Consider the following 24,041-nt stretch of genomic DNA (forward strand, 5'->3'; position numbering starts at 1 on the left):
TGTGGATTGCCGGTCCGAATCCGGTCGGCACCCTTGCGCATTGTGAGCATCTGACGGTAAGGCCCACCTCCCATGGCGCGGTTCATTTTCATCACCGGCGGCGTGGTCTCCTCGCTTGGCAAAGGGCTTATGGCAGCGAGCCTCGCGGCGCTGTTGCAGGCGCGCGGCTTTCGGGTGCGGATCCGCAAGTTCGACCCCTATCTGAACGTCGATCCGGGCACGATGAGCCCCTACCAGCACGGCGAGGTCTTCGTGACCGACGATGGCGCGGAGACGGACCTCGACCTTGGCCACTACGAACGCTTCACCGGCGTTTCGGCGCGGCAATCGGACAACATCACCTCGGGCCGCATCTACCGCGACATCATCGCCAAGGAGCGACGCGGCGATTACCTGGGCGCGACGGTGCAGGTGATCCCGCACGTGACCGACGCGATCAAGGCCTTCGCGCGCGACGAGACCGACGATCTCGATTTCGTGCTCTGCGAGATCGGCGGCACGGTGGGCGATATCGAGAGCCTGCCGTTCATCGAGGCGATCCGCCAGCTGCGCAACGAGATGGGCCGCGAGGCGACCTGTTTCGTCCACGTGACGCTGGTGCCCTATATCGCGGCGGCGGGCGAGCTGAAGACCAAGCCGACGCAGCATTCGGTGCGCGAGCTGACCGGGCTCGGCATCCAGCCCGATATCCTGCTGTGCCGCTGCGAAAAGCCGCTGCCGGAGAACGAGCGCGCCAAGATCGCGCTCTTCTGCAACGTGCGCAAGGAAGCGGTGATCCCCGCGCTCGATGCGCGCAGCATCTATTCGGTGCCGCTGCAGTATCACGGCGAGGGGCTCGATTCGGAAGTGTTGCGCCATTTCGGGCTTTCGAGCCCGGGTCCGGACCTCGCGCGCTGGACCGACATTGTCGACCGCCACCAGAACCCGGAAGGCGAAGTGACCATCGGCGTCGTGGGCAAGTATGTGGGCCTGCAAGACGCCTACAAGTCCTTGAACGAGGCGCTGGTCCATGGCGGCATGGCCAACCGCGTGAAGGTCAATATCCGTTGGATCGACGCTGAGATCTTCGAGAAGGACGATGCCGAGATCGCGGCGCATCTGGAACCGATGCACGGCATTCTGGTGCCGGGCGGATTTGGCGAGCGCGGGACGGAAGGCAAGATCGCCAGCGTGCGCTTTGCGCGCGAACGCGGCGTGCCGTTCTTCGGCATCTGCCTCGGCATGCAGATGGCCTGCATCGAGGGCGCGCGGAATCTGGCCGGGATCAAGGGCGCGAGCTCGACCGAGTTCGGTCCGTCCGAAGAGCCGGTGGTGGGCATCATCACCGAATGGATGACGCCCGAGGGGCTGGAGACTCGCGCCGCCGGCGGCGATCTGGGCGGCACGATGCGGCTGGGCGCCTACGAAGCGCAGCTTTCGGGCAACAGCCATGTCGCGCAGATCTACGAGGCGGATGCGATCAGCGAGCGCCACCGGCACCGCTACGAAGTCAACGTTGCCTATCGCGAGCGGCTTGAGAGCGGCGGCCTCGTGTTCTCCGGCATGTCGCCCGACGGGCTGCTGCCGGAAATCGTCGAGCGGCCAGACCATCCGTGGTTCATCGGGGTGCAGTTCCACCCCGAGCTCAAGAGCCGGCCGTTCGAGCCGCATCCGCTGTTCAGGAGCTTCATCACCGCTGCGGTGAAGCAGGCCCGCCTGGTCTGACCGGTCGGCGCGGGGAGGGGGACTGGAAATGGATGCCGCCACACTCGCCGAGACGCTGACCGCTTCCAGCCTGCTGGCAGGCTGCGCGCCCGAGGAATTGGCCGACATTGCCGCGCGCGGCACGGTGCGCAGCTTCAAGCCGGGCACCGCCATCATCCTGCAGGGCGATCCCGGCGATACGCTGTGGATCATGCTTAAGGGCCTCGCCCGCGTCAGCATGGTGGCTGCCAATGGCCGCGAGATCGTGCTGGACTATGCCGAGCGCGGCGCCGTGCTGGGCGAGATCGCGTTTCTGGATGGCGGGGAGCGCACGGCGAGCGTCGAGGCGATCGAGCCGGTCGAGGCGCTGGGGCTGACGCGCGCCGCCTTTTCCGAGATCGTCGGCAAGCATCAGGGGCTGGCGATGCGACTGCTGCAGGCGATGGCGCGGCGGCTGCGACAGAACAACACGGTGATCGAGGCGGACCGCGCCTATACCTCCGGACCCCGCCTTGCGCGTTTCCTGCTGCGGCTGATGATGGGCGGGGAGGGCAGCGAGGCCGGGGGCGAAGCCCGCCTCAAGATCGCGCTGAGCCAGGGCGAACTCGGCAACTTCGCCGGCATGTCGCGCGAGCAGATCAACCGCCAGCTTTCTGCCTGGGCGGACGGCGGGATCGTCGCGCTGAAAGGTGGGCGCGTGACGGTGCTGGACCGCGAAGCGCTGGTTGATATCGCCGAAGCCTGGTAAACGTATACGAATGCCGTCTGGCCGGCTGCGCACGGCGCGCTAACCATGGCGGCATGATCCGCCATCTCATGCTCGCCGCGCTGCTTGCGCTTCCCGGTCTGGCCCATGCGGCCGAGGCCTTGCCGCTGACCGAGGGGGTGAGCGAGGTCCGCCATCCGGCCTGGTCGAAGCGGGCCACGATCTACGAGGTCAACATCCGGCAATACACGCCCGAAGGCACCTTTCGCGCCTTCGAAAAACATCTGCCGCGCCTGCGCCGGATGGGCGTCGACGTGCTGTGGATCATGCCGGTCAATCCGATCGCGAAGCAGGAGCGCAAGGGCTCGCTCGGCAGCTATTATGCGGTGAGTGACTATCTGGCGGTGAACCCCGAGTACGGCGACATGGCCGATTTCAAGCACCTTGTGGCCGAGGCGCACCGGCAGGGCTTCAAGGTGATCCTCGACTGGGTGGCGAACCACACGGGCTGGGACCACGTGTGGACCCGCGAGCATCCCGACTGGTACAAGCGCAGCGCGGCGGGCGAACTGGAAGGCTACCATTACACCGACCTCAGCGATCATCACGAGGAAGTCTGGGCCGATGTGATCGGGCTCGACTACAGCAAGCAGGCCGTGCGCGACGGGATGATCGCGGCGATGAAGTTCTGGCTGACAGAGACAGGGATCGACGGGTTCCGCTGCGATGTCGCGTGGACCCTGCCGGTGGCATTCTGGGATCAGGCGCGCCGGGAGCTCGATGCGGTGAAGCCGGTGTTCCTGCTGGCCGAGGCCGATACGCCCGAGATGCAGGCGCGGGCCTTCGACATGTCTTACGACTGGAAGCTCTACCACCTCCTCATCGACGTGGCGAAGGGCAAGGCGGACGCACGCGATCTGGCGAAGCATTATACAGCGCCCGCGCGCCGCTATCCGGCAGGCGCGATGCGCATGACCTTCACCAGCAACCACGACGAAAACTCGTGGAACGGCACCGACCGGGAGCTTTACGGCGACGGCTCGGACGCCATGGCCGTGCTGGCGGCGACCTTGCCGGGGATGCCGCTGGTCTACAGCGGGCAAGAAGAAGGCCTCGATAAGCGGCTCAAGTTCTTCGACAAGGACCCGATTCGGTGGGGCAAGCTCCCGCGCGCGGCGTTCTACCAGTCGCTGCTGGCGCTGAAACACGCGCATCCGGCGCTTTCGAGCGAGCATGTGCCGGGCAATCTGGAGATCATCGAGACCGGCAATCCCATGGTCTTCGCGTTCCGCCGGATCGCAGGCCGGGACCACCTGCGCGTTGAGGTCAATATCTCCGGCGAGGCACAGACCTATGGAGTGGCCGGCAAGCCGCGCAGCCTTGCGCCCTGGCGCTGGGTGATTTCGGAGCGGCGCTGATACGAAACAGGGCGGCCCGTGAAGGACCGCCCTGTTCGCTGGAGATACCGGGATCGGTTAGGCTGCGGCGCTGGTGTCGCCCTCGACGACGGTGAGCGGTTTGGCATCGCTGCCGCCGATCAGCACCTTCTTGGGCTTCATCGCCTCGGGCACTTCGCGCACCAGATCGATGATGAGGAGGCCGTCAGCCAGATCGGCGCTCTCGACGCGGACGAAATCGGCGAGTTCGAAGCGGCGCTCGAAGGCGCGGTTGGCGATGCCGACGTGGAGGAAGTGGCCGTCCTGCGCTTCGGTGCGCTGGCCCTTGACGACCAGCAGGTTCTGCTGGGCGGTGATGTCGAGATCGTGCGGCTTGAACCCGGCTACCGCGAGGGTGATGCGGTATTCGTCATCGCCGCGGCGCTCGATGTTGAAGGGGGGATAGTTGTCGCCGGCATTGGCGCGGGCCTGGCGTTCGAGCAGGTCGAACAGGCGATCAAAGCCCACAGTCGAGCGGCGATAGGGGGTGAAATCGAAACGTTCCATGTCTGCAATCCTCGTGTTTGAGCAATCTGCACAGTGGTTGTCATTCGGCGGCCGGACCCGAAGTGGCGTCCGGCCGTTTCTGTGTGGTCACGCCCGCCTTGCGGCGCATGACACGAGCAACCATGTGTGTTAGCGAAATTGCGTTTTCAAGAGGTGCTCATGAGCGAAGCTGCTGCCCCAACCGCATCTGTCGAGATCTACACCAAGTGGGGCTGCCCCTATTGCAGCCGCGCGCTGGCGCTGCTGGGGCGCAAGGGCGTGGACGTGACCGAGTACGACATCACCATGGGAGGGCCCAAGCGCGCCGAGATGCTTGCGCGCGCGCCCGGCGTGAGCACGGTGCCGCAGATCTTCATCAACGGCCAGCACGTCGGTGGTTCGGATGATCTGGCGGCGCTCGATGCGGCCGGCAAGCTCGACCCCATGCTCGCGGCATGAACGCTGACACGCGGCGCATCGCGCTGCTGCAGATGACCACCGGCATCGATCCGGCGGCCAATGCCGCCGCCATGGCCCGCGCGGCGCAGGAAGCAGCGGACGCGGGTGCCGCCATGCTGTTCACACCCGAAATGTCGGGCCTGCTCGACCGCGACCGGGCGCGCGGCAGCCGGCACGTGGTGCCGGAGACGGAAAGCCCGGTGCTGTCCGAGGTCCGCAATGCCGCCGCGAAGGCCGGCATCTGGGTCCACATCGGCAGTCTGGCGGTCAAGGCCGAGGACGGTTCGCGCTGGGCCAACCGCGCCTTCGTGATCACGCCTGCCGGCGAGATCGCCGCGCGCTACGACAAGATTCACATGTTCGACGTCGACCTGGCAACGGGCGAGACCTGGCGCGAGTCCGCCGCCTATCAGCCCGGCGAGGCGGTGGTGACGGTCGAGGGCACCCCGCTCGGACGGCTGGGGCTGGCGATCTGTTATGACATCCGCTTTCCGGCCCTGTTCGAGGAACTGGGGCGGCGGCGCTGCGATGCGATTGCCATTCCTGCCGCGTTCACCGTGCCGACGGGGCGCGCGCACTGGCATCTGATGCAGCGGGCGCGCGCGGTCGAAGCCAGCGCCTTCATCGTCTCCGCCGCACAAGTCGGCCGGCACGAGGACGGGCGCGAGACCTATGGCCACAGCCTTGTGGTCGACCCCTGGGGCGAGGTGGTGCTCGACATGGTCAGCGAAAGCGGGCCTCACGGCGCGCTAGGTTTTGCCGAGATCGACCTTGCCCGCATTGCCGAGGTGCGGGCACAAGTGCCCAGTCTTGCCAATCGCCGGGCAATTCCTAAATCCATCACATGATTGTCTTTGATCTTGAATGCCGCGCGGGCGGGCACCGGTTCGAAGGGTGGTTCGCCAGTTCCGAAGACTTTGCCGGCCAGCAGGCGCGCGGGCTCGTGACCTGTCCGGTTTGCGGCGCGCCCGAAGTGGACAAGGCGCTTTCCGCGCCGCGCCTCTCGCGCAAGAGCAACCAGCTGCCCGCGTCCATGCCGGTACCGGCCGCGCCGCCGGTCGATGTGCCCGTGGCCTCCGCCCCGCTGCCCCCCGAAGCGGTCGCGATGCTGAAGGCGGTCGCGGCGGCGCAGAGCGAAATGCTCAAGGCCTCGACCTGGGTCGGCAAGAACTTCGCCGAGGACGCGCGTGCCATGCATTACGGCGAGAAGGACCCAGCACTGATCCATGGGCAGGCGAGCCCGGCCGAAGTGCAGGGCCTGATCGAGGAGGGCGTGCCCGTGGCGCCGGTGCTGGTGCCGATTGTCCCGCCGGGTGAGGTCAACTGATTGCCAGCCGGCGCAGCCCCGCGTAAGGAGCACCGCGGTGGCGCCCGTAGCTCAGCCGGATAGAGCACCAGATTCCTAATCTGGGGGCCGTGGGTTCGAATCCCGCCGGGCGCACCATTTCCCGACCACCGCCCGGGCTTCAGACGCCGACGCGATCTCTCAGATAGGTCAGGTACTGGCGCATGGCGTCCATCGCCTCGTCGTTGATGGCGAGGAGATCGCGGCGGCGGTCGAGCGGATCGGACCAGCGCCGGATCAGGCCCATGTCGACAAGGCTGCGGATCTGGCGCAGCGCCGTGCTCATCGGCACACCGGCCGCCTGGCACACGCTGGAGACGGGGACGGTCTTCCCTTCGAGCCGGGCCGAGCTCAGATCGAGCAGGATATCCCACATCGGATCCGAGAACAGCGCCGGATTGAGGAATTGCCCGCGCTGTTCGCGCATGCGCACCAGCTTGCGGGTGATCTTGAGCAGTTCGGCATCGTCGACCGGGGCGGGCGGGGCAGGGGCCGCCGAAGCCTGATCGGCGTCGCCAACCGGACCGCGCAAGCTGGCGCTGAGCGCGGCGAGCGAGCGTTCGCCGCACAGGCGCAGCCATTTGCGCATGGCGCGGCGCAGCGCGGCGGCCAGATCCTCGCGCGAGACAGGCTTGGTGAGGAAATCGCCCGCCTCGTTGCGCATGGCGGCCACCGCGACATCGATGCTGCCGAAGCCGGTGATCACCAGCGTGACCAGCGGCCGCTGCGAGGCGAAGCGCGAGGCCAACTCATCAAGCAGCGAGAGCCCGGTCATCCCCGGCATCTGCACGTCGGTGACCACGATTCCGATGCTTTCGTCCTCGGCAATCGCACGCAGGGCTGATGCGGCATCGAGCGCATAACTCGAGTGATACCCAAGGAGATGCGCGGCCTCCACGACCTCCTCGGCCGTTGCGCGGTCGTCGTCGACGACGAGAATGCGGGCTTGTGCGTTGTCCCGCTCTGCAATGACCTTGGCGTTCATGTTCTCACGTGACTTAGACTTCTTGCTGGAAATTACATCCGCTTTGGACTGTATTGTATCCAAAGCCGCGCATGTCGAATGCAAACGCATCAATCAACGTTACATTGGTGCCAATGTGGCACCGATCCGTGTCGATAGGCTCACTGTAAATGCCTAGGACTACCGCCAAGCTACCACTCATGCTTAGTTTTGGATGAGGGGTGAGCCCGTTGGGTTCAGGGCTATTCCAAGCGGGGAACACATGGCAGACGACGTGACGACGAAGGTTCAGGAATGCCTGCACGAGCTGCGCCAGCCGCTCAACGTGATCGGCCTTGCCACCGGCAACCTTCGCTCTGCGCTGTGCCCGGGCCTGAACGCGGAGCAGGCCGCCTACCTCATGGCGAAGCTCGACCGGATCGACGAGCAGATTGCGCGCGTTGGCACCCTTGCCGAGCATATGACGACGTTGGTGCAAGAAGACCTGCTGGCGCCGCGCCCGGCCTGATACGGAGCGAACACCCATGTACGGAATGGCGCACCGCGCGCTTCGCCAGATGATGATCGACCGGCTCGGCCCCGCCGCCTGGGCCAAGGTCGAACGCGAGACCGCTACGGGACCGGCGGACCTGATCAGCCTGTGTGTCTACGACGATTCCAAGACCATTGCGCTGATTGCGGCGTCTGCGGACAAGCTCGGGCTTTCGTTCGATGACGCGCTACGGGTGTTCGGACGCTACTGGGTGCAATTCGCCGAGCTCAGCTCGTTCGGCCCGATCATGGATTTCACCGGGCAGGACATCGTGACCTTCATCAACAATCTCGACCGTATGCATCGTTCGGTGGTGCTCGCGATGCCCGATGCGCGGGTCCCTTCGTTCACGCTGCTCGACGAGACGCGCCAGAACCTGCGGGTACGTTACCGGTCCGATCGGACGGGGCTCGAGGCATTCGTGATCGGCCTGCTGGAAGGGCTTCTGGACCGGATGAACGAGAAAGGCACGGTGGAAGTGATGGCGCGGGCCGGCAATACCATCGACTTCGCCATTCACCTCGACAGGAACTGACCGGTCATGAAGGCTGCCGTCACTCTCCGTGAATCGCAGCTTGGGGCGCTCTTCCGGGCCTTTATCAAGGTCGACCGGTGCTTCTTTGTCGTGGCTGCCGGTCCGTTCTTCCTCTCGCGAGAGACCGCGGTCGTCCCCGGTGCGGCGCTGGCCGAACTGTTCACGCTGCGCCATGATCGCGATGACGAACAGGCACCCGCCCTTTGCGAGGCGATCGCGGCAATGGCGGACACACCCGAGCGGCTGGAAATCTTCTGCCGGACCAAGAACATCCGTCTGGCGGGGATCACCTTCTCGACCGAGGATGGCGGGTTCCTCCTCGCGCTCAACATCGTGCCCGAGGACTTCATCATCGAAGGTCAGGGGCTGACCATTTCCGACTTCTCGCAGATCGATGCATCGGTCCCTGCGCTCACGCTCATCGGGATGCAGCGGGCGTTGCTGGCCGAGGCGCGCGAGGCCGCGATCGATCTGGCCAAGGCGCAGTCCCAGGCAATGGATCTGCTCGAGCGCACCCAGCGTCTCGGGCGCTATATCGTGCATGATCTGACCAATTACCTCTCGATCATCCGGCTCAATGTCGCCAACCTCGCGCGCTCGGCCGGCAATGCCGAGACGAGCCGGGCGGCAATCGAGGCGGCGACCCGCCATGTCGGCGATCTGGTGCTCTCGCTCGAACGCCTGACCGGCCACCGCGACGTGGAGGTCACCCCGATCCCGGTTGACCAGACGATCCGGTCGAACCTCGCGTTTATCGCGGCTTCGCTGCCTGCGGACTTCACGCTCGATTTCATCGGCGGTGCTGCGCAGGCGGCTGTGCGGGCGGGCCGGACCGAGCTTATCACCATGCTGACCAACGTGATCGTCCAGGCCCGCGCCGCAATGGTTGAAGGCGGAGCCATCACGATCTCGACCTATTGTTCGAGCGAGAAACTGCCGACCATGGGCGCCAGCGCCGACGAGCGCTGGATCGTGATCAGGATCCTGCACGACGGACCGGGTTTCGACGAGGACACCGTGCGGCTGATGCTCGATCCGACCATGTCGGTGCAGCACGACGGCCCGGACTTTCCGCTGCGCTCGGTGCGGACCTGGGCGCGTTCGGCGGGCGGCGATGTCCGCATCGCTCCCCTGCCGGGTGTGGGCACGGACATCTGCATCCATCTGCCGGTGAGCGACCTTTCGGAGGAACCCGAACTGGCCGTCGCTCCGCTGCCCCGCCGGGCCGAGCCGCACACCGGCGCCAACAGGCGCGTGCTCGTGGTCGAGGACGAGATCCACGCACTCGATGCCATGATCGAGATCCTGCGCCTGGAAGGCTATGCCGCAACGCCAGCCTCCAATGCTGCAGAGGCCATGGACGCGCTGCATGCGGATCAATTCGACATCCTGCTGACCGATGTCGTGATGCCAGAGCGCAGCGGCGTCGAACTGGCGAACGAGGTCGAGGCGCGCCATCCCGGGATGGGGATCATCCTGATGAGCGGCTACCTGCCCGACGAAAGCCAGCTGCAGCCGCATTGGCACATGCTCCGCAAGCCGATCGACCTCAGACTTCTCTCCAAGACACTGGCAGCAACCTAAGGCGGGCTGGCGGGGATTCCCCGGAACTAGCCGACTTTCAGGTGCGCAGCCTGCTCGGTCCGGGCGCTGGTGAGCTGTGCAATCAGCATATCGACTGAAAACGGCTTTTCGAGCAGCGGCCAATCGAGTTCGCCCCCCGCGTGGCGGGCGGCATTGCCCGACATCACGATCACCCGCATGTCCGGATCGCGCCGGGCTGCCTCGCGGGCAAGAACGGCGCCGTCTTCCCCATTGCCGAGAAGGAGATCGCAGAGCAGCACGTCGAACTTTTGCCGCGCAAGAGTGGCGAGCGTCTCGCCGGATGTGGCGCAGCCCGTCCCGGCATGGCCGGCGATACGCAGCGTCTCGAGGATGCCGCTGAGCAGATCGGGCTCGTTGTCAACAACGAGAATGCTGAGACCGGAGGGGCGTGGCGGCGGCGGGGCAGCGATGACCCTTGTGTTTCCTGCATCGACCCCGCTTTGGCTGGCCGGCAACAGGATCTGGATCGTGGTACCGGCGGAGCTGCTGCTCAGCACCCGGGCAGTTCCGCCATGATGGGCGGCAAAGCCGAGCACGGCGGCAAGGCCAAGGCCGGTGCCTTGTGCGGGCCCCTTGGTCGAGAAGAACGGTTCGAACGCCCGCTCGCGCACGTCCTCTGTCATGCCCAACCCGGTGTCGCTCACCTCGACGATGACCAGGGGCCCGCTGCGCAGTCCCGCAGGCAGTTCGGCGCGGGATGGGCAGCCGGCGTCGGCGTTGCTGCACCAGGTGCGCACGGTGAGGACGCCCTGATCACCCATGGCATCACGCGCATTGATGGCGAGATTGACGAGCGCATTGTTGAAGCCCGCCGGATCGACTTCGACCAGCAGCGCGCTGTCCGCAAGCTGGACTTGCACGTCGATCCCCGGGCCAACGGCGGCGCGGATCAGCGCGATGAGGCGCGTGGTGAGGGTGTTGACGTCGGCATGTTCGGGAATGCCGCGCGGATGGCGGGCGATGCCGAGCAGCGAGCGGGTGATATCGACCCCGCGCAGCGAGGCCTGGGCGATCAGGGCAAAGCGGTCGCGCGCCGCATCGCTCTCCGCCTCGCGCCCGCCGATTTCCGCATGGTTCGCGATGATACCAAGTATATTATTGAAATCGTGTGAAAGTTCCCCCGAAATCTGCCCGATCAGTTCCATCTTCCGACTGTTGAGCAGCTCGGCCTTGGCCTCGATCATGATGATGCCTTGAGCCAGGCTGACGCTCATTTCCTCAAGGATGCGGATCTCGTCGTCGGCAAAGGCGCCCGACTCGGTGGAATAGAGCGTGAGCGAGCCGAACGCACGGCCGTCGCGCAGCAGCGGGAAAGCGGCGATGGCCTCGAACCCCCGGCTGAGTGCTGCCTCGCGCCATGGTGCAAGATCGGGATTATCGGCCACCGATTGCGAGACGCAGACCCGGCCTTCGCGCACGGCACGCGCTGTCGGACCAAGGCCGAAGACGGGATGATGGGGGCGGATGTCGAGCGCGGTGATGTAGTCCGCATGGTTTGCCGCATGGGCGGTGACACGGATCCGCGCGTCCGGTCCGAATTCGCGCAGACCGATCCACGCCGCCGCATAGCTGTCGTCGGCGGTCAGGCTCTGGCAGACTAGCCGGTGCAGGTCGGAGCGCGACTGGGCGCGCGAAATCGCGGCGTTGACTTGTGCGAGTGCACGCAGCGCACGGCGATTGCGCAGCATGCTCTGGTGATTGCGCCGGTCCTCGGTCACGTCGGTGGCAAAGCCGATCCAGTAACCGGTGCGGCCTTCCTTGATATCATGCGGATAGAACTGGACGTTCATGATCCGCTCTGCCCCTTGCGCCGTGAGCATGCGGAATTCGGTTCGGAAGGTCTCTAGCCCGGCCTGCCCGGCGCGGATCTCCCGGCGGACACGCTGGCGATCGGCGGCATGGACCTTTTCAAGCCGTGTTTCCGCCGCCTGGAACAGCGTGATGTCGTCCTGCCCCCAGATCTGCTCGTACTTCATGGTGGCGAATGCGGTTTCGCCCGAAGGATAGCGTTCGATCCAGATGATCTGGTCGATCGAATTGGCGGCAATGCGGGCGACGTCGAGATGGGCGAGCAGGGTCATGCGGACCAGCAAGAGATATCCGACAGCCCAGACAAGCAGGGCAAATCCGACTGCACTGATACCAAGGGCCGGCCAATGGAAGGCAGCACGCAAGTCTACCAATACCAGCAAGGCTGCAAAGATCGCGGCTATCAATGGCCAGACCCGCGCATCGACGCGCATTTTCGAAATCCCCCACGCCCCTTTTGCCGCATGTGCGGCTGGCTGCCCTTTTTCGGCCCCGGATCAACCCCGACCGAAGCGCTACGCCCCCCGATGCAGCCCCCGGACAAGTACTAATACCTCTCCCGGTATTGCATCGCAAACCTGAGGCAAGTGTTAACGGAAACTTGCTGACAGGGCCGGGACAGGCTGGGAACTCGCCTGTCCCGGACCAAGGTCATGACCTGAACGGATACCATCCGCAGCAGCGGAGGCACCGTGCCGGATATCCTTTGGCAAGGGCAGTGTCCGGCGTCAGATCGATCACGGAGACATGTCTGCCCGGCCACTTGGCATGGCCGGGCGCCGCTCTTCTGTTATTGGCACGCAACACTTGGGGACGATTGCGCACAAACCCTCGGAACCTTTCCGGTTGCGACCCGAAGGTATCAGGTGCTGACGTCACGCATTTCACCGAGGTAAACCTCGTCCACCGCCCGTGCTGCGCGCCATGAGGCCGGGCCGGTGCGGGTGATGATGCGTGCGCAGAATTTGCAGCGGCCATAAAAGAACAGGCCGTTGGACTTGATCACGGGACCCGGCGCGTGGAGACCGAGGGTGCGGCAGACTGACCGCCCCACCTTGCGCCCCACAGCGCCCGACACGCGATCAAGCATAGGCATGGGTTGGCGAGAATTCGTCCTGCGCGGGATGAAACTCACCCGAGCTCAGCGCGATCACGATCGCCTGCGCGGTATTGCGCACGTTGAGCTTCGCAAGAACGTTGCGGCGGTGAATGTCGACCGTGCGCGGGCTGATCGCCAGCTTGACGGCAATCCGCTCCGTGGTGCAGCCGTTGATGACATCGCTGAGCACCTGGCGCTCGCGCGTCGTCAGCATCGACACCTTTTCCTTGGCGCGGCCGCCCATGACCCGTGCAGGCTGGTTGCGGCGCAGGTCTTCCTCGGCGCGCGACACGGCGCGATCGAGCAAGCCCGGCTCCGAGGGCCAGACCACGAAATCGGAAGAGCCATCGCGGATCGCGGCGACCGCCTTTTCAAACCCCGCATTGCACGAGAATTCGATCTTTGCCGAAACCGGTGCACGATCGGCGCGGTACTTGTCGATCAGAACGCGGCAGGGCGATTCATGCCGCACCATGAAGATGACCGGGCGATCGATCTTTGCGGGCAGTTCGCCGACATCGTTGAACACGACGCTGCGGATCCCCAGGGCGTTCAGATTGTGCGAGATTTCCGCGCGCAAGTGAACGCTGTCTTCGATGACATAAACTGCTGTTCTATCGTCCATTTTATCGACCTGTGCAGAAGTTCACTAGTCCAGCTTGCCTACTTGGCATTGCCGGTTGCTGCCATCTCGAACGGTGCCATTGCGGCAGCGAGAGTGGGGCAATTGGTGCCAGATAAATTGAAACAACCACTTTGGTTGTACTTGTTGGCCGGATGGTGATCCAAATCGGTGGTATCGTCAGACCCGGCGCAGAATCCCCTGATTGCGGTGATTGGTGTTGACCCGGTGCTTCGACTTAACTTCCCAGCTGGCATTGCGTTCAGCCAGTTCGCGCAGGCGTTGCAGCGTTTGGAGCATCAGCGCGAGACTGATCGGCGTATCGAACGCAACGCCGAACACCTGCTCGTTCACCCAGCGAACCGTGGCGGTGACGGTGCGGTTGTCCGGCAGCTGGATCTCGGCCATCTCGCCGGGAACCGGCGGCAAGTCGCGGCACGAGGCGCACAGGCCGTGTTCCGAGATGTTGCGGATCAGGATATCGAACAGCGGCAGGCGTTCGGTCTGCATATGGCCGCGCAGAAGGCGGCGTTCGCGGACGTCGCGCTGCGGGTGAGCGGGGAAATGGTGCATCAAGGCTAGCTCCATCGGGCTTTGCGCATGAGGTTGGCGATGGTCCCTGGTCGGCGCCCGGCCGCCCTTTCGAGCCGGGTTCCGGCGACCGTACGGGCTGCCCCCGGGTTGGGGCGACCCATGACGGATCGCCCCGGTGGGGAACTCGGACGCAGCGGCCGCGCGGAGGCGGCTGCCGTGAAAGCTGGCGAGGAGGTTGCGCTTAGCAGATAAGGTAAACGGATGGGGGCGTGCCGCACGCGGCCGCTTCGGTGCGCGCACGGCTCCTGCGCGCAAGGCGCGGCGCAGCCTGTCGCCAAAGTGCGGCATTGCGGGCCATATCTGGTGTACCTGTGCGGCATGGTTTCCCCCATCGACAGGGAAAACTTACGAACCGGACCTTAACAGCGGTTTGGAAGCCCGGTAACCAAATGGGCTGATTTTTTGCAAAATATTGCGGGAATGTGCCGAAAAATGTGGCGCGCCCTGCAGGGGTGTATGTTTCAAGTCCACGCAAGGGCTTAGTTTGGCGCACCTGCCGATTTCCGGCCACGCAATTCCAAGCATCCTGCGACCATTTGGCTAACTCAATCGGGCCAGAAGCGGACGGCAATCCACTTCCGGCCCTGACCACAAACGAACGTACGAGGTTCGATATGGCTGATTTGCTGACTACCCGACAGGACGAATCTATCCAAGCCCGGTTCTGGGATCGCGTTGATGTGCGCGGGCCGGATGAATGCTGGGAGTGGCAGGGCTATCGTGACCGCTACGGTTACTGGCAGGTGCGCACAGAGTCGGGCGTGAAAGCGGCTTCGCGTGTCGCCCTATTGCTGGCGAGCAATCTGCAGCGGTCTGATCTTCACGCGCTGCATAGCTGCGACAATCCGCCATGCTGCAATCCAAATCATCTGCGCTGGGGAACGCCGGCCGAAAACTCGGCGGACAAGTCGAAGCGCGGAAGGCATCGCAACAAGGCGTTTGGCGGGTTCGACAACCCGAACTGCAAAATAGCGCCGGAAGCCCTGCCGGAGATCGTGCGGCTAATCGATGAAGGTGTCCTGACAAATGGCGCGATCGGCACGAGGTTCGGCGTCACTCACGCCATGATCAGCAAAATCAGGACAGGCAACGCGTGGCGATCGCAAGTCGAAGCGATCCGTGTCGGATCTACCCCCACACCGGAGACAGCAGCATGACCCAGGAACCGAACGTGACGCAGGCTGACGATGGCCCATGCACTGATTGCTGGAACACCGGCATCACAGTGCAGACCGAGCGCGCTTGCACTTGTGATGCAGGTGCCTGCCACCGCACCGCCAGCGCGCCCGCTGGTGAGGTGGTGCTGCGGTGGGAGGGGGATGACCTCATGCTAGGGCAAGAAGCTGTTGTGATGGTTTTTCGCGGTGGTTTTAACAGATGGTATTGGGCACAGTATGGACCGCCCGTTGGGACGGGCACTGCTGCGACTGAGGCCGAAGCCAAGTCCGCTGCCGAACAGGCCGTACGCGACTGGCTCGCGCGCGTTGGCCTCGCCGCCCTCGCCCACCCCAGCGGAGACGTTGCCGATCTGGTGGAGGCTTTGGAGCGCATCGCTTCAGGTACTGACATTGGCGGTCCAGATGCTGAAGTGCAGTGCGCTCGCATCGCCAGCGCCGCCCTCGCCAAGCACCGCACCGCAGCGGCGGGAGAAGGGTGATGGGGGACGCATGGCAGACCAAGCCCGAGTGGCGAATGGGTCATTCGTTCAACAACGATCACCCGCTTTTAGACGCGATCCTGCAAGTTCGCCGCCGGAGCGCTGGTGACCTCTCACCCGGTTATCGCAGCGGAGACGTAGGCGAGGCTTACGACCAAGGCGTGTTGGATTGCTACCATGCGATTAAGCGCGTGATGTTCGGCTTTCCGGCGCTTGATTGGAAACAACCGCCACGCTCACCAGTCGCCTCGCACCCGAAGGAACCCCGCCCATGACCGACCTACCCCAGCGCATCGAGGCGGCAGAAGGGGCGGAGCAGCGCAAGTGCTTGAACTGCGACCGAACCATAGCCGGTCATGTGATGCTCTGCCAGCGATGCTTTGATGACGACCAGGCCTACGATGATCGCGGCGAATGCGCCAACTGCGGTGGCGAAGGCGTCACCTACGGCTGCTCATGGGATTGGCAGTGCGAAACCTATGACGAAGGCGAAGGCACCTGCTTGTGCGAGCGCCCTTGCGAATGGTGCGCCGCCGCCCTCCGCGCAAGAAAGGACCGTGGCGATGGGCGTTGAAAGCATCGCCGCGCGGCTGCCTTATCGCATGGGCTACAAGTCACCAACCGAGCGCGAAGAGATCATGGAGCGCCGCCGCGAGAACATCGCGTTTGCAAATGCGCGCGGACATTCCGTTTCGTTTAAATCGCACCTTCTTTCGGATTGCTCACCGTTCACCGAATGGTGTGCGCGCCACATGTAAGGAACCAGAGCATGACCCCCATGACTGACGACCTCGACAAGCTGGCGCGGGGGCTGACTGCGGCGCAGCGAAAGGCGCTGTTGAGCGCGTGGGCGACTGCCTTGGGCTTTTTACCCTCAGTAGAAGGCGAATGCCGATTATCAACCCTGAAGGGGCTGGAACGGCGCAGGTTGGTTTCGCAAACAAGTTTCTGCCTCACCCCCCTCGGCCAGCGCCTCAAAGCCCACATCGAAAGGACCGGCGATGGCATTCAATGACTATCATGCTTGCGACAACTGCGGCGAGCGCAAGACCTTTTACGATGCCGACATGGACCCTGAATGGGTCGATGGGGTTTGGCGCTATAATTACAGCAAGAGCGGTGTGGAAGGCGCACCAGCGTTCCCCGGTTATCGCCTCTACGCGCTCTGCAATGTCTGCGAGAAAACACACGAGATAGTTATTCGCGAAAGGACCACCCCCATGCCGACTAACCCCGATCTGGCCGCGCTGAGTGAGGCGGCGACGCCCTGCCCTTTTTGCGGGGCGGCGGGAAAACTCATCCACCCCATGGGCGAATGGGTGAGCCGCGAAGAGGGGTACGGACCCAACGGTTCGAGAATAGTCTGCACGTCTCCTGCGACAGTCTGTTGCGCAATGACCTCCGCATTTTACGGGCCCGACCAAGACGCTCAAGCCATCGCTGCGTGGAAGCGCCGCTCCGGCGACCTCGTGCTGATCGACCGCGAGGGGATGCGGGAGAGGAAGTTCACTCTCGGTCAGCGCGTTACCAAGATCAAGGGCAGCAAGTGGACCGGGCGCGTTGTCGGCTTCTACAGCACAAACCTGACGCCGGTTGGCTATGCCATCGAAAGCGAGAACGAACCGGGCAGTGTGCAAATTTACCCGGAAGCCGCCATCGCCGCGATCCTGGGGGAGGGGAAGTGATGCTCTCACAAGCAATCAAGGAATGGTTTTGCCGCCATTCGTGGCAGCGCAGCCGATACGTCAACCTCGCAACCGGGGAGAACCTTGGTTGCCTATGCACCAAGTGCGGAATGTGGAAGCCATGACCGACTGCCAGCACACGACGCAACGTTTTAATCAGGTGGGCGAGGAGCGTGGCTGTTACTGCATCAACTGTGGCCTCAAAACGATGGCTGTCGAAGATCATCCGTGCGGTGAATGCTGCCATGTATTCCGAAGCGCTGGCTACACTGGATGCAGCAAGCACTTGATGGCTGTCCACGAAAACATGCGCGTATCCTACAAAATAACAGAAGGTTCATGCTGGGAGCAAAAGCCATGACCGCGCCGTTTGATTGGGCTGGGCTGTGGAACGAAGCGCATCAAATGTGGGCAGATGAGCGTGGTGCGGCAGACATTGCCAACCACCTCCGCACCCGCATCGAGGCCGCGTTTGTGCCGGTGGAGCGGCATGCAGCGCAGCTTGTAGTCCAGAGCCTTTTGCGTGCCAATGCCACCACCCGCGCCGAAGCAGCCGAGGCTGTAGCGGACGACGTACACAAGGCGTTGTGGGCAGCCGAGGCCCGCGTGAAGGCGCTGGAGGAGGCTTTGCTTCCCTTCGCTCGCATTGCAGATCACAACAACCGGCTTCCAAAAGGGGCTTCCGTTGGCGTCAATATCGACCGATGCAGAGACGCCCGCCAAGCCCTCGGAGGTGATCATGAGCACGGATGAACTGGTGGAGCGGCTGCGGATACGCATGACAATCGTTCAGGAACTTGACTGCGTGGAGTGGGTGCCGGACCCTCTTTGCCAAGAAGCCGCCGACACCATCGCCACCCTCACCGCCCAACTCGCCGAAGCGCGGGCGAGCGAAAGGGCGGCTGTGGTGGCTTGGGTCAGAGCACAGTGCAAAGCCGGTGAGGATATGGGTTTCACTGCGCAGGCCCGAGCCATTTCCAGTTTTGCTACCGCCATTGAACAAGGGGGCCACCTGACATGACCGACGAGATCGAATCTGTGAAAGCAGCGATCCTTAGTGCTCCGACGCGCAACGGAATTGTTGGCGACTTCCTCCATGATGACGAAGCGTTGAGCATCGCCCTCTCCGCCATCACCGCGCTCGACAAGCACCGGGCCGAACGCGCGGGGGAGGTGGAGAAGCGGTTGCGGTCCATATGGCCCACAGGTTCGCCCAATGAGGCGGCAGGAGCGGCTATCATGGACCAAGCCGCCGCCACCATCGCCGCACTACGGGCCGAGCTGGCAAAGGCCGAAGAACGCGGCGTGCGGATGGGGATCGAGGCGGCGCTAGACCGGCTATCGTCTGATGATGTGGAAGCGGCATTGCGGAATTTGAACACCCCGACAGGCCGATCTGTCTTGATCCGTGCCCGCGCCCTGTCCGAACTCGCCGCCGCCGATGCTGTGCTGCTGGACTTGCCGGATACCCTTGCCGACAGCGATGGGGATGATGGGGCATAAGATCGCAGGCCGCGCGCGTTGAAGGGCGCGTGAGGCCGAGACGAAGCGCCAAGCGGTTCGCCGCTACCTTAGCAAGTCAGGGCCGCTTGTGGCGCGAAAGGCCTACTTCTCCACGCACCCCGAGATCAGCGCCATCGCCTGATCAAGCGCTGAGCTCAGCCGCAGCGCGTCGGCGGCGAGCAGATCCGCATCGCTCACGGCATTGCCCGTCAGCTTGTCGCCCACGCGCGGCGGCACGCCGGGCACGTCGCTGGCCTTGATGCAGGGAACGGGAACGGGGACTTCCACGCGCTCGGTGCGGACTTCGATTGCCGGCGGCGTGGAATGCGCGCACCCGGCGAGAGTGAAGGCGGTCATACTGAGCGGGGCGAGGATCAAGCGACGCATCACAGTTGTCCTTTCGCAGCCATGACGGCCGGGCTCGTCCGGCAGTTGTCACCGGTGCCCGCAGAAGCCCGCTGAGCATCGATCCGGGCGGCAAGGTCCTCACGCACCGCCGAGCGGTCCTTCGCTGCGCCCAGCGCCGCCTGTCCGGCCAGAACGCGCTTGTCGGCGTCCGCCTTCAGTCCCTCGACGGCAGCGTTCTGCTCATGCAGCGCTTTGGTCAGCTTGTCGTTCGATTGGATGGTGACTTCTTCGGCCTTGCGCCAGCCGTTGCGCTCGAGCGTCAGGGCGTCGACTTCGCGCGCGCGCATCGCGCAAATGTGCCACTGCCAGAGATTGAGCGCGACCGACACGGCCAGGACCGCGCCCAGCAAGTGCACCGGCGTGGCGGTGATCCAGCGCCATTGATCCTTGATCACGCCTTCTGCGTCGGCGAGCCAGCGCCCGAAGAGCGCCATGATAATAGAGGCGATCATGGTTGCGCCTCCGGAGAAGCGGCCGAGCCGGTCGGCTTGAGCACGGTGATGCCTTCCTTGGCGACGACCTGCGCCATCCAGTTGGGAAAGGGGACGAGGTGAATGCCCGTGCCGGCGCCGCGGTGGCAGCTGGCACAGATCACCACGAGGTTGCGGATATCGTCGGGGCTGGCGATCGGCTTGTCGCCCAGCTGCGCGGCGTAGCCGTAGACGTCCAGCCGGTGCGCCATTTGAAGCACCTTGCCCGGATCGGCAAAATCCCATTCGGCCCACTCGATCAGGAAGTGATGGACCTCCCGGTGATCCTTGCCCCCGCAGCAAAAGCACGGCGTGTCGAGCTTGGTGACCAGCGTCCGCTTGTTCGCCGTGAACTCCGGGCTCTCCGTGCGCTGGGCATGCGCAGGATACTCGACGTCGATGCTGATGGTCTCGCGCTGGTCGTGCGCGGCAACGGGATCGGTTGCAACCATGATCATGTCAGGCGTCCTTCAGGCAAGCGGCGCGCTCACGCTGGCGGCGCGAGGTAAGTCCATCGATGGGGCACAGCCACTTCCCGTCCTTTTTCCGGGTGCAGGCCTTGCCGGGGCGTGGTGCTGAAAATGTGGCCTTGTCCCACGGCAGGAACGCATCACAGGCAGGACCGATCTTGCCGCTGTCGACCAGCTTGCGCGCGGTCGACCCGCACCAGCTTGGCGAACCGATGTTGTAGGCCATTGAGACGGCGGCGAAGCGCACGTTGTCACGTCTCGGGATGGTGAGCGCGAGCCCGGGCGTGCAGCGCATCACGTCGCTGGCAGTGGCGACCAGTTCTTCCTCGAGCATCACGCTGCACTGCGGCTCGGTGAACTGATCCTTCACCGTGATCGGGCGACCCTTGTACCGGGTCAGGCCGTCGCACGCCGTAGCGACGCCGACGCTATCGAGATAGGCCCTGAGGTACTGCGGCCCCGCGATGTGCTTGAGCGAGGCCGTGCCATCGACCTGAAAACTGACTTCGACCTTGCGGCCCGATTCCTCGGCCGGCACCGCCTTGAACAGCATCGTGGCGGTGGCAATGCCTACCAGCGCGACGAGGGTGCCCTTCCTGGCGCGCGAGGGCTGCGGCGGCGGGTTACTGGCCATCGGGCGCCCCCTTCGGCTTGATCCCCGGCTGCTGGCGGGTGCGGGCCCAGATCGGGATCACGGTGAAGACGGCGAACGTCACCAGCGGGCGGTAGTGCTCCGGCACCAGCGCCAACGCTTGCTGCGTCTCGTTGGGGTAGGCCACGGCATAGCTGGCGAGCGGGCCAACAAGCAAAGCCAGCTGCACCGAGGTGTACTGCAGCCAATAGCGCGCAGAGGCGCTGGCCGCGTTGATGCGATCGATGAGGGTCATGGATTGTCTCCGTCAGGTTCCGCGCTCTGCCGACTTGGGCGGTCGGCTACGCGTCCGGTCAGCCACCATTCGCGATAGCGGATCAGCCACCAGCCCAGCGTGGCGGCAAGCACGAGGAACGACAGGATCGGTGTCAGGATGCCCGCCCAATAGGATATGACGGTCACAAGGCCGGTCATTCCTGCTGCGTTGTCGAGCAGGTGCTTTGCGTCGTGCTCGACCATCATGCCCCCAGCGCTCGCCAGTGATGAACGCGGCCGGTGCCGTCATTATAGATCGTGAAGCCGCCGGCGCTGGGAGTAGAGATACCCGACGAGCCCTGTACCGATCCGCTGCTGATCGAACTGTCGACCCATGAGATCTGAACGTTGTAGATCGCCGAGATCGTCAATTCGGGGAAAAGGCTGGCGAACGATACGGTGGCTGAACTATCTTGGCCAATTGAGATCTGGCCCCACATCTCAAGCACACCGCTGGCGCGCTTTTCGTAACCGTTGGTGCCAAGCTGAGCTGCAGGGATGCCAACTCGCGCCCAGTTGGCCGCGCTCACCCCATCCGGGTCTGTCGTGTTGCCATCAACGAGGTTCAACCATTCGACGCCGTTTGTCGCCGAGGATGCCAGCTTGGCGCCCTTGGCATAACCGCCGATCGCGGACGCGAACGTCGCGTCGAACAGGGCGGGGCCGCCCGCTTGGTTCCATTGCGCCTGCTCGCTGAGCCATTTCAGAATCGCGTTTAAGTCTTTTCCATTCGGCGGAACGCCGCCCGAGCCTTCAGGTGTGAAGCATTCAATCGGAAAACCGTCCTCGAGGCTGGCCGGTGCATCCGTCGAGCTTGCCGTCTGATGCGCAGTCGGCAGCGTGCGAATGGTGGTTGACGTGGCCCCATTTGCGAAGGGGATCGGAAACCGATCAGGAAGATCGCTCTGGTTCATTTCACGGGGTCTCCACCGTGACCGCAACCCCAGCCGGCTTAGGCAAAGCGCCGGATTGAGTGACGATCGCGTAATCTACTTTCGACGGAGCCGCGCTGAAGACATAGGTCATGGTCATGTCTGCGTTGTCGCGAACGTAGACGTTGCCGTAGCTGGGGAAGAGCGCGCGCAAGATCGCATTGACCGACGGGATCGAGCAGTTCGTGATATTGAGCGCTGCCTTGGCCAGGATCATCTGGCGATAGGCATCGTCGGAGACGCTGTAGTTCGGCGTCAGGCGCTGGGCAGAATAGAACACGCCTTCGCCGAAAGGCACCGCGCTCGGTTGATCGGAGAAGCCCAGATAGTCGGCTGTGCTGATATACAGCGACCGCGCCACACCGACGATGCGCCCCAACAGATCAAGGCCAAAGCCCTGCGCGGTGTCGACATTCCACACCCAGTCCCGAAAGCCTGAGAGCTGAGCCTGACGGTCAATCGCCGTGCCCATGGTATCGAGGATCGCGAGCAAGATCGGGCTGTTTGCGTACTGGCTGAGTACGGTATCGCGGATCGAAAAAAACGGCTCTGCACCGTCGCCGGGGCTGCCATAGCCGAGCGGGAAGGAACCGAGGGCGTCTGGAACGATCATGCCAGCGCAACTGAGATATTGGCCCGCGCGATGCTGGCGATCTGGTTGATGTTGAATGCCGCGCTCGAAGCCGTGGGCGAGCTGGTTGTGCCAATTGCTATCGAGGTCAGCTGCACCCAAGCGCCCAGCGCTGCAATGGCCTGAGCGAACTGCAGCGCGTAGACGGTGCCGCCGATGGTCGGATCAAATGCGGCGATAATGGCATCCTGCACCTGCGTCACCGCATCGGCAGGTACCGTGCCATTGTCTGCCAACGTGACCGCGACATAGACAGGAACAGCCGCCGGGCGCTGAAACTTCACGGTGTAGGAAGGATAAGGCGCGACGTACCCGGTCTTGTCGGTGACTGTGACGGACGTGCTTCCGACCATCCCGCAGCCTGGCGGTTTGCGGCTCCAGATCGCCGCGGCAATGTCGCTGTCGAGGCCGCCTTGCACCGCGACATAGATCGAACGCGCTGCGACCGAGACGCCGCCGATGGTGAGAGCGGAACCGGTCGAATTCTCGGTCACGTAGACGTCGGTGACGTTCAGCACGTTCAGCACCGCTGCCTTGATCGCAGGCAAGATGCCGGCCGCGTTCAGTGCAACGCTGGCTTGCCGGCGCGCCTCGAACTCAGGCGCCGTTTCCTCAAGGCGTCCCAGCGTTCCATCTGCAGCGTTCGTGATCGAATCCCAGCCCGTGACCGTGCGATAAATCCGGTTCAATGATCCTGCCGGGCACGTGATCGGGCCTGTGTTCAGCGCAGCGAAAGTGACGGGTACCGAACCGCTTGAGGGGATTGTGGCTGCCCCGGTGCTGTAATAGATCGTGCCGTCGCTGGCCTGTGCGAGGGATCCCTGCGGAAGAACTGTGCCCGAGGCCCCTGCGCAGGTGCAGATTACGGTCGTCGGTGTGGCGGCGATGCGCTCAAGGAAATAGAGCCGCCCGATCGCATCCTGCATCCGGCCCGATGAGCGCGCGGGGTCGACGAGGTTGACGTATTGGGCGAGCAGGTCATTGCTGGCGCCCAATGCGGCGGTGAGCGACGTCACAAGTTGGCCCTGCGGTGTCGCATCGGATTGGTTAAGCCTGCCGCCAAATGCGGCCTGAAAATCAGCCCACAGCGCGGATTTGATCGCGTCCTCGGTCGGAAGGACGATACCCCCGGTCGTGAAGGTGGGGACAGGGATCGTCATAGCGTGGTCGCTCCACCATTGAACTGGACCTGGCCGGAGAGGCCGCGCGCGGTAATCGACGAGAGATAGACCGTGACATTGGCTACCCCGGGCACGCGCTTGGCGGCGGCGACGAGGTATTCCTTGATCAGCTGCACCGGCACGGCCCGGCCGAGGATGTCGGTGATGTACGGAATGCCGATGGTCGTGTCGTACCATGCCTCGCCGAGGATCAGCCGGCACTCGGACGCGACGTCTTGTTCCTGCGCGTAGGGCTCAACCGCAACGGCGATGTCGCCGGTTGAGGTCAGACACAAATCCCACTGCGTCCGGTCGAGAAGAAGGGTTGCGGCCATGTAAACTA

Annotated in this window: 33 protein-coding genes, 1 tRNA gene and 1 pseudogene; 19 read left to right on the plus strand and 16 right to left on the minus strand. The window is 64.1% G+C overall.

From position 1 onward, the window contains the following. Positions 1-72: 72 nt before the first annotated feature. The 3 genes from AQZ52_RS10715 to AQZ52_RS10725 are packed head-to-tail and all read left to right on the plus strand — an operon-like array spanning position 73 to position 3,807. Positions 73-1,704 carry a CTP synthase gene (locus AQZ52_RS10715; protein ID WP_067910278.1) on the plus strand — a complete coding sequence of 544 codons (1,632 nt, stop codon included), beginning with the start codon at positions 73-75 and terminating at the stop codon, positions 1,702-1,704. Positions 1,705-1,732: 28 nt separating this feature from the next. Next, entirely contained in the window at positions 1,733-2,431 is a 699-nt protein-coding gene (locus tag AQZ52_RS10720) for a Crp/Fnr family transcriptional regulator (RefSeq protein WP_067910281.1), read from the plus strand. A gap of 53 nt (positions 2,432-2,484) precedes the next feature. Then, complete coding sequence (locus AQZ52_RS10725; RefSeq protein WP_067910284.1) at positions 2,485-3,807, plus strand: alpha-amylase family glycosyl hydrolase; 1,323 nt, start codon at positions 2,485-2,487, stop codon at positions 3,805-3,807. Positions 3,808-3,864: 57 nt separating this feature from the next. Here AQZ52_RS10725 and AQZ52_RS10730 read toward each other — a convergent pair whose 3' ends face one another. Then, positions 3,865-4,332, minus strand: coding sequence for an Hsp20 family protein (locus AQZ52_RS10730; protein ID WP_067910287.1), 468 nt, complete (start codon positions 4,330-4,332; stop codon positions 3,865-3,867). A 159-nt stretch (positions 4,333-4,491) separates the two neighbouring features. Here AQZ52_RS10730 and grxC point away from each other — a divergent pair, with 159 nt between their 5' ends. From grxC to AQZ52_RS10750, 4 genes are all read left to right on the plus strand, one after another. Continuing rightward, entirely contained in the window at positions 4,492-4,770 is a 279-nt protein-coding gene (grxC, locus tag AQZ52_RS10735) for a glutaredoxin 3 (RefSeq protein ID WP_067910290.1), read from the plus strand. Continuing rightward, the gene (locus AQZ52_RS10740) at positions 4,767-5,618 is read left to right on the plus strand and encodes a carbon-nitrogen hydrolase family protein (RefSeq protein ID WP_067910293.1); all 852 of its coding nucleotides are present in this window, start codon (positions 4,767-4,769) and stop codon (positions 5,616-5,618) included. The genes grxC and AQZ52_RS10740 overlap by 4 nt, the downstream gene beginning before the upstream one ends. Beyond that, complete coding sequence (locus tag AQZ52_RS10745) at positions 5,615-6,097, plus strand: DUF1178 family protein (RefSeq protein WP_067910295.1); 483 nt, start codon at positions 5,615-5,617, stop codon at positions 6,095-6,097. Before AQZ52_RS10740 ends, AQZ52_RS10745 begins: the two co-directional genes overlap by 4 nt. A gap of 40 nt (positions 6,098-6,137) precedes the next feature. After that, positions 6,138-6,214: transfer RNA gene (locus tag AQZ52_RS10750), tRNA-Arg, on the plus strand. 22 nt (positions 6,215-6,236) lie between these two features. Here AQZ52_RS10750 and AQZ52_RS10755 read toward each other — a convergent pair. Beyond that, on the minus strand, positions 6,237-7,100 hold the full coding sequence (locus AQZ52_RS10755; RefSeq protein WP_067910298.1) for a response regulator: 864 nt from the start codon (positions 7,098-7,100) through the stop codon (positions 6,237-6,239). A 241-nt stretch (positions 7,101-7,341) separates the two neighbouring features. On the opposite strand from AQZ52_RS10755, the gene AQZ52_RS10760 reads away from it, so the two are divergent. From AQZ52_RS10760 to AQZ52_RS10770, 3 genes are read left to right on the plus strand one after another with little or no spacing between them, the layout of a single operon-like run. Next, positions 7,342-7,587, plus strand: a complete 246-nt coding sequence (locus AQZ52_RS10760; protein ID WP_067910301.1) for a hypothetical protein — start codon at positions 7,342-7,344, stop codon at positions 7,585-7,587. A gap of 16 nt (positions 7,588-7,603) precedes the next feature. After that, complete coding sequence (locus AQZ52_RS10765) at positions 7,604-8,146, plus strand: heme NO-binding domain-containing protein (protein WP_082697791.1); 543 nt, start codon at positions 7,604-7,606, stop codon at positions 8,144-8,146. Positions 8,147-8,152: 6 nt separating this feature from the next. Beyond that, complete coding sequence (locus AQZ52_RS10770; RefSeq protein WP_067910307.1) at positions 8,153-9,730, plus strand: response regulator; 1,578 nt, start codon at positions 8,153-8,155, stop codon at positions 9,728-9,730. Positions 9,731-9,756: 26 nt separating this feature from the next. Here AQZ52_RS10770 and AQZ52_RS10775 read toward each other — a convergent pair whose 3' ends face one another. From AQZ52_RS10775 to AQZ52_RS18750, 4 genes are all read right to left on the minus strand, one after another. After that, complete coding sequence (locus tag AQZ52_RS10775) at positions 9,757-11,994, minus strand: GAF domain-containing protein (protein WP_067910311.1); 2,238 nt, start codon at positions 11,992-11,994, stop codon at positions 9,757-9,759. A gap of 428 nt (positions 11,995-12,422) precedes the next feature. Next, positions 12,423-12,566, minus strand: a complete 144-nt coding sequence (locus AQZ52_RS18505) for a hypothetical protein (protein ID WP_156424900.1) — start codon at positions 12,564-12,566, stop codon at positions 12,423-12,425. Between the two features lie 76 nt (positions 12,567-12,642). Then, positions 12,643-13,284, minus strand: a complete 642-nt coding sequence (locus tag AQZ52_RS10785; RefSeq protein ID WP_067910317.1) for a response regulator transcription factor — start codon at positions 13,282-13,284, stop codon at positions 12,643-12,645. A 177-nt stretch (positions 13,285-13,461) separates the two neighbouring features. Next, positions 13,462-13,854: a PilZ domain-containing protein gene (locus tag AQZ52_RS18750; protein WP_169793737.1), complete on the minus strand. Its 393-nt coding sequence runs from the start codon at positions 13,852-13,854 to the stop codon at positions 13,462-13,464. A 635-nt stretch (positions 13,855-14,489) separates the two neighbouring features. Here AQZ52_RS18750 and AQZ52_RS10795 point away from each other — a divergent pair. From AQZ52_RS10795 to AQZ52_RS10830, 9 genes and pseudogenes are all read left to right on the plus strand, one after another. Next, positions 14,490-15,032, plus strand: a complete 543-nt coding sequence (locus AQZ52_RS10795) for a hypothetical protein (RefSeq protein WP_156424901.1) — start codon at positions 14,490-14,492, stop codon at positions 15,030-15,032. Continuing rightward, the gene (locus AQZ52_RS10800) at positions 15,029-15,532 is read left to right on the plus strand and encodes a hypothetical protein (RefSeq protein ID WP_067910326.1); all 504 of its coding nucleotides are present in this window, start codon (positions 15,029-15,031) and stop codon (positions 15,530-15,532) included. The genes AQZ52_RS10795 and AQZ52_RS10800 overlap by 4 nt, the downstream gene beginning before the upstream one ends. Before the next feature lie 271 nt (positions 15,533-15,803). Then, the gene (locus AQZ52_RS10805; RefSeq protein ID WP_067910329.1) at positions 15,804-16,106 is read left to right on the plus strand and encodes a hypothetical protein; all 303 of its coding nucleotides are present in this window, start codon (positions 15,804-15,806) and stop codon (positions 16,104-16,106) included. Continuing rightward, a complete protein-coding gene (locus AQZ52_RS10810; protein ID WP_067910331.1) occupies positions 16,096-16,290 on the plus strand; it encodes a hypothetical protein in 195 nt (64 codons plus the stop codon). The genes AQZ52_RS10805 and AQZ52_RS10810 overlap by 11 nt, the downstream gene beginning before the upstream one ends. 11 nt (positions 16,291-16,301) lie before the next feature. Next, positions 16,302-16,547: a hypothetical protein gene (locus tag AQZ52_RS18510; RefSeq protein ID WP_156424903.1), complete on the plus strand. Its 246-nt coding sequence runs from the start codon at positions 16,302-16,304 to the stop codon at positions 16,545-16,547. 490 nt (positions 16,548-17,037) lie between these two features. After that, positions 17,038-17,217 (plus strand): annotated as a pseudogene (locus AQZ52_RS19095) (hypothetical protein); the annotation flags it as partial. Between the two features lie 357 nt (positions 17,218-17,574). Next, positions 17,575-17,970 (plus strand): hypothetical protein, encoded by a 396-nt coding sequence (locus tag AQZ52_RS10820; protein WP_156424904.1) that lies wholly within the window; start codon positions 17,575-17,577, stop codon positions 17,968-17,970. Further along, positions 17,957-18,238: a hypothetical protein gene (locus tag AQZ52_RS10825; RefSeq protein ID WP_067910340.1), complete on the plus strand. Its 282-nt coding sequence runs from the start codon at positions 17,957-17,959 to the stop codon at positions 18,236-18,238. The genes AQZ52_RS10820 and AQZ52_RS10825 overlap by 14 nt, the downstream gene beginning before the upstream one ends. Then, entirely contained in the window at positions 18,235-18,720 is a 486-nt protein-coding gene (locus AQZ52_RS10830; protein WP_067910343.1) for a hypothetical protein, read from the plus strand. The genes AQZ52_RS10825 and AQZ52_RS10830 overlap by 4 nt, the downstream gene beginning before the upstream one ends. Before the next feature lie 102 nt (positions 18,721-18,822). Here the strand turns inward: AQZ52_RS10830 and AQZ52_RS10835 are convergent, their stop codons facing one another. From AQZ52_RS10835 to AQZ52_RS10880, 10 genes are read right to left on the minus strand one after another with little or no spacing between them, the layout of a single operon-like run. Next, positions 18,823-19,107 carry a hypothetical protein gene (locus AQZ52_RS10835; RefSeq protein WP_067910346.1) on the minus strand — a complete coding sequence of 95 codons (285 nt, stop codon included), beginning with the start codon at positions 19,105-19,107 and terminating at the stop codon, positions 18,823-18,825. Further along, positions 19,107-19,580, minus strand: a complete 474-nt coding sequence (locus tag AQZ52_RS10840; protein WP_067910350.1) for a hypothetical protein — start codon at positions 19,578-19,580, stop codon at positions 19,107-19,109. The genes AQZ52_RS10835 and AQZ52_RS10840 overlap by 1 nt, the downstream gene beginning before the upstream one ends. Beyond that, the gene (locus AQZ52_RS10845) at positions 19,577-20,056 is read right to left on the minus strand and encodes a hypothetical protein (RefSeq protein WP_067910353.1); all 480 of its coding nucleotides are present in this window, start codon (positions 20,054-20,056) and stop codon (positions 19,577-19,579) included. The genes AQZ52_RS10840 and AQZ52_RS10845 overlap by 4 nt, the downstream gene beginning before the upstream one ends. A 1-nt stretch (position 20,057) precedes the next feature. Beyond that, positions 20,058-20,702 carry a lysozyme gene (locus tag AQZ52_RS10850; protein WP_067910355.1) on the minus strand — a complete coding sequence of 215 codons (645 nt, stop codon included), beginning with the start codon at positions 20,700-20,702 and terminating at the stop codon, positions 20,058-20,060. Then, positions 20,692-20,955: a hypothetical protein gene (locus AQZ52_RS10855; protein WP_067910358.1), complete on the minus strand. Its 264-nt coding sequence runs from the start codon at positions 20,953-20,955 to the stop codon at positions 20,692-20,694. The genes AQZ52_RS10850 and AQZ52_RS10855 overlap by 11 nt, the downstream gene beginning before the upstream one ends. Next, positions 20,952-21,182 (minus strand): hypothetical protein, encoded by a 231-nt coding sequence (locus AQZ52_RS10860; RefSeq protein WP_067910361.1) that lies wholly within the window; start codon positions 21,180-21,182, stop codon positions 20,952-20,954. Before AQZ52_RS10860 ends, AQZ52_RS10855 begins: the two co-directional genes overlap by 4 nt. Beyond that, positions 21,179-21,889 (minus strand): hypothetical protein, encoded by a 711-nt coding sequence (locus tag AQZ52_RS10865; protein ID WP_067910363.1) that lies wholly within the window; start codon positions 21,887-21,889, stop codon positions 21,179-21,181. Before AQZ52_RS10865 ends, AQZ52_RS10860 begins: the two co-directional genes overlap by 4 nt. 1 nt (position 21,890) lies before the next feature. Beyond that, positions 21,891-22,520 carry a baseplate wedge 1 family protein gene (locus tag AQZ52_RS10870; protein WP_205626466.1) on the minus strand — a complete coding sequence of 210 codons (630 nt, stop codon included), beginning with the start codon at positions 22,518-22,520 and terminating at the stop codon, positions 21,891-21,893. After that, on the minus strand, positions 22,517-23,698 hold the full coding sequence (locus tag AQZ52_RS10875; RefSeq protein WP_067910366.1) for a baseplate J/gp47 family protein: 1,182 nt from the start codon (positions 23,696-23,698) through the stop codon (positions 22,517-22,519). Before AQZ52_RS10875 ends, AQZ52_RS10870 begins: the two co-directional genes overlap by 4 nt. Further along, positions 23,695-23,994 carry a hypothetical protein gene (locus AQZ52_RS10880; RefSeq protein ID WP_205626467.1) on the minus strand — a complete coding sequence of 100 codons (300 nt, stop codon included), beginning with the start codon at positions 23,992-23,994 and terminating at the stop codon, positions 23,695-23,697. The genes AQZ52_RS10875 and AQZ52_RS10880 overlap by 4 nt, the downstream gene beginning before the upstream one ends. Between the last annotated feature and the right edge of the window lie 47 nt (positions 23,995-24,041).

The sequence above is a fragment of the Novosphingobium fuchskuhlense genome, assembly GCF_001519075.1.
GTDB lineage: Bacteria > Pseudomonadota > Alphaproteobacteria > Sphingomonadales > Sphingomonadaceae > Novosphingobium > Novosphingobium fuchskuhlense.

Bases quoted from the DNA above. Each gene is read 5' to 3' on its own strand.
- AQZ52_RS10740 (WP_067910293.1), top strand. From the start codon at position 4,767: ATGAACGCTGACACGCGGCGCATCGCGCTGCTGCAGATGACCACCGGC.
- AQZ52_RS10835 (WP_067910346.1), bottom strand. From the start codon at position 19,107: ATGCGTCGCTTGATCCTCGCCCCGCTCAGTATGACCGCCTTCACTCTC.
- AQZ52_RS10820 (WP_156424904.1), top strand. From the start codon at position 17,575: ATGACCGCGCCGTTTGATTGGGCTGGGCTGTGGAACGAAGCGCATCAA.
- AQZ52_RS10810 (WP_067910331.1), top strand. From the start codon at position 16,096: ATGGGCGTTGAAAGCATCGCCGCGCGGCTGCCTTATCGCATGGGCTAC.
- AQZ52_RS10860 (WP_067910361.1), bottom strand. From the start codon at position 21,182: ATGATGGTCGAGCACGACGCAAAGCACCTGCTCGACAACGCAGCAGGA.
- AQZ52_RS10830 (WP_067910343.1), top strand. From the start codon at position 18,235: ATGACCGACGAGATCGAATCTGTGAAAGCAGCGATCCTTAGTGCTCCG.
- AQZ52_RS10865 (WP_067910363.1), bottom strand. From the start codon at position 21,889: ATGAACCAGAGCGATCTTCCTGATCGGTTTCCGATCCCCTTCGCAAAT.
- AQZ52_RS10855 (WP_067910358.1), bottom strand. From the start codon at position 20,955: ATGACCCTCATCGATCGCATCAACGCGGCCAGCGCCTCTGCGCGCTAT.
- AQZ52_RS10725 (WP_067910284.1), top strand. From the start codon at position 2,485: ATGATCCGCCATCTCATGCTCGCCGCGCTGCTTGCGCTTCCCGGTCTG.
- AQZ52_RS10850 (WP_067910355.1), bottom strand. From the start codon at position 20,702: ATGGCCAGTAACCCGCCGCCGCAGCCCTCGCGCGCCAGGAAGGGCACC.
- AQZ52_RS10765 (WP_082697791.1), top strand. From the start codon at position 7,604: ATGTACGGAATGGCGCACCGCGCGCTTCGCCAGATGATGATCGACCGG.
- AQZ52_RS10720 (WP_067910281.1), top strand. From the start codon at position 1,733: ATGGATGCCGCCACACTCGCCGAGACGCTGACCGCTTCCAGCCTGCTG.
- AQZ52_RS10755 (WP_067910298.1), bottom strand. From the start codon at position 7,100: ATGAACGCCAAGGTCATTGCAGAGCGGGACAACGCACAAGCCCGCATT.
- grxC (WP_067910290.1), top strand. From the start codon at position 4,492: ATGAGCGAAGCTGCTGCCCCAACCGCATCTGTCGAGATCTACACCAAG.
- AQZ52_RS10845 (WP_067910353.1), bottom strand. From the start codon at position 20,056: ATGATCATGGTTGCAACCGATCCCGTTGCCGCGCACGACCAGCGCGAG.
- AQZ52_RS18750 (WP_169793737.1), bottom strand. From the start codon at position 13,854: ATGCACCATTTCCCCGCTCACCCGCAGCGCGACGTCCGCGAACGCCGC.
- AQZ52_RS10745 (WP_067910295.1), top strand. From the start codon at position 5,615: ATGATTGTCTTTGATCTTGAATGCCGCGCGGGCGGGCACCGGTTCGAA.
- AQZ52_RS10795 (WP_156424901.1), top strand. From the start codon at position 14,490: ATGGCTGATTTGCTGACTACCCGACAGGACGAATCTATCCAAGCCCGG.
- AQZ52_RS10770 (WP_067910307.1), top strand. From the start codon at position 8,153: ATGAAGGCTGCCGTCACTCTCCGTGAATCGCAGCTTGGGGCGCTCTTC.
- AQZ52_RS10825 (WP_067910340.1), top strand. From the start codon at position 17,957: ATGAGCACGGATGAACTGGTGGAGCGGCTGCGGATACGCATGACAATC.
- AQZ52_RS10760 (WP_067910301.1), top strand. From the start codon at position 7,342: ATGGCAGACGACGTGACGACGAAGGTTCAGGAATGCCTGCACGAGCTG.
- AQZ52_RS10800 (WP_067910326.1), top strand. From the start codon at position 15,029: ATGACCCAGGAACCGAACGTGACGCAGGCTGACGATGGCCCATGCACT.
- AQZ52_RS10715 (WP_067910278.1), top strand. From the start codon at position 73: ATGGCGCGGTTCATTTTCATCACCGGCGGCGTGGTCTCCTCGCTTGGC.
- AQZ52_RS10730 (WP_067910287.1), bottom strand. From the start codon at position 4,332: ATGGAACGTTTCGATTTCACCCCCTATCGCCGCTCGACTGTGGGCTTT.
- AQZ52_RS10840 (WP_067910350.1), bottom strand. From the start codon at position 19,580: ATGATCGCCTCTATTATCATGGCGCTCTTCGGGCGCTGGCTCGCCGAC.
- AQZ52_RS10875 (WP_067910366.1), bottom strand. From the start codon at position 23,698: ATGACGATCCCTGTCCCCACCTTCACGACCGGGGGTATCGTCCTTCCG.
- AQZ52_RS18510 (WP_156424903.1), top strand. From the start codon at position 16,302: ATGACCCCCATGACTGACGACCTCGACAAGCTGGCGCGGGGGCTGACT.
- AQZ52_RS10870 (WP_205626466.1), bottom strand. From the start codon at position 22,520: ATGATCGTTCCAGACGCCCTCGGTTCCTTCCCGCTCGGCTATGGCAGC.
- AQZ52_RS10785 (WP_067910317.1), bottom strand. From the start codon at position 13,284: ATGGACGATAGAACAGCAGTTTATGTCATCGAAGACAGCGTTCACTTG.
- AQZ52_RS10805 (WP_067910329.1), top strand. From the start codon at position 15,804: ATGACCGACCTACCCCAGCGCATCGAGGCGGCAGAAGGGGCGGAGCAG.
- AQZ52_RS10775 (WP_067910311.1), bottom strand. From the start codon at position 11,994: ATGCGCGTCGATGCGCGGGTCTGGCCATTGATAGCCGCGATCTTTGCA.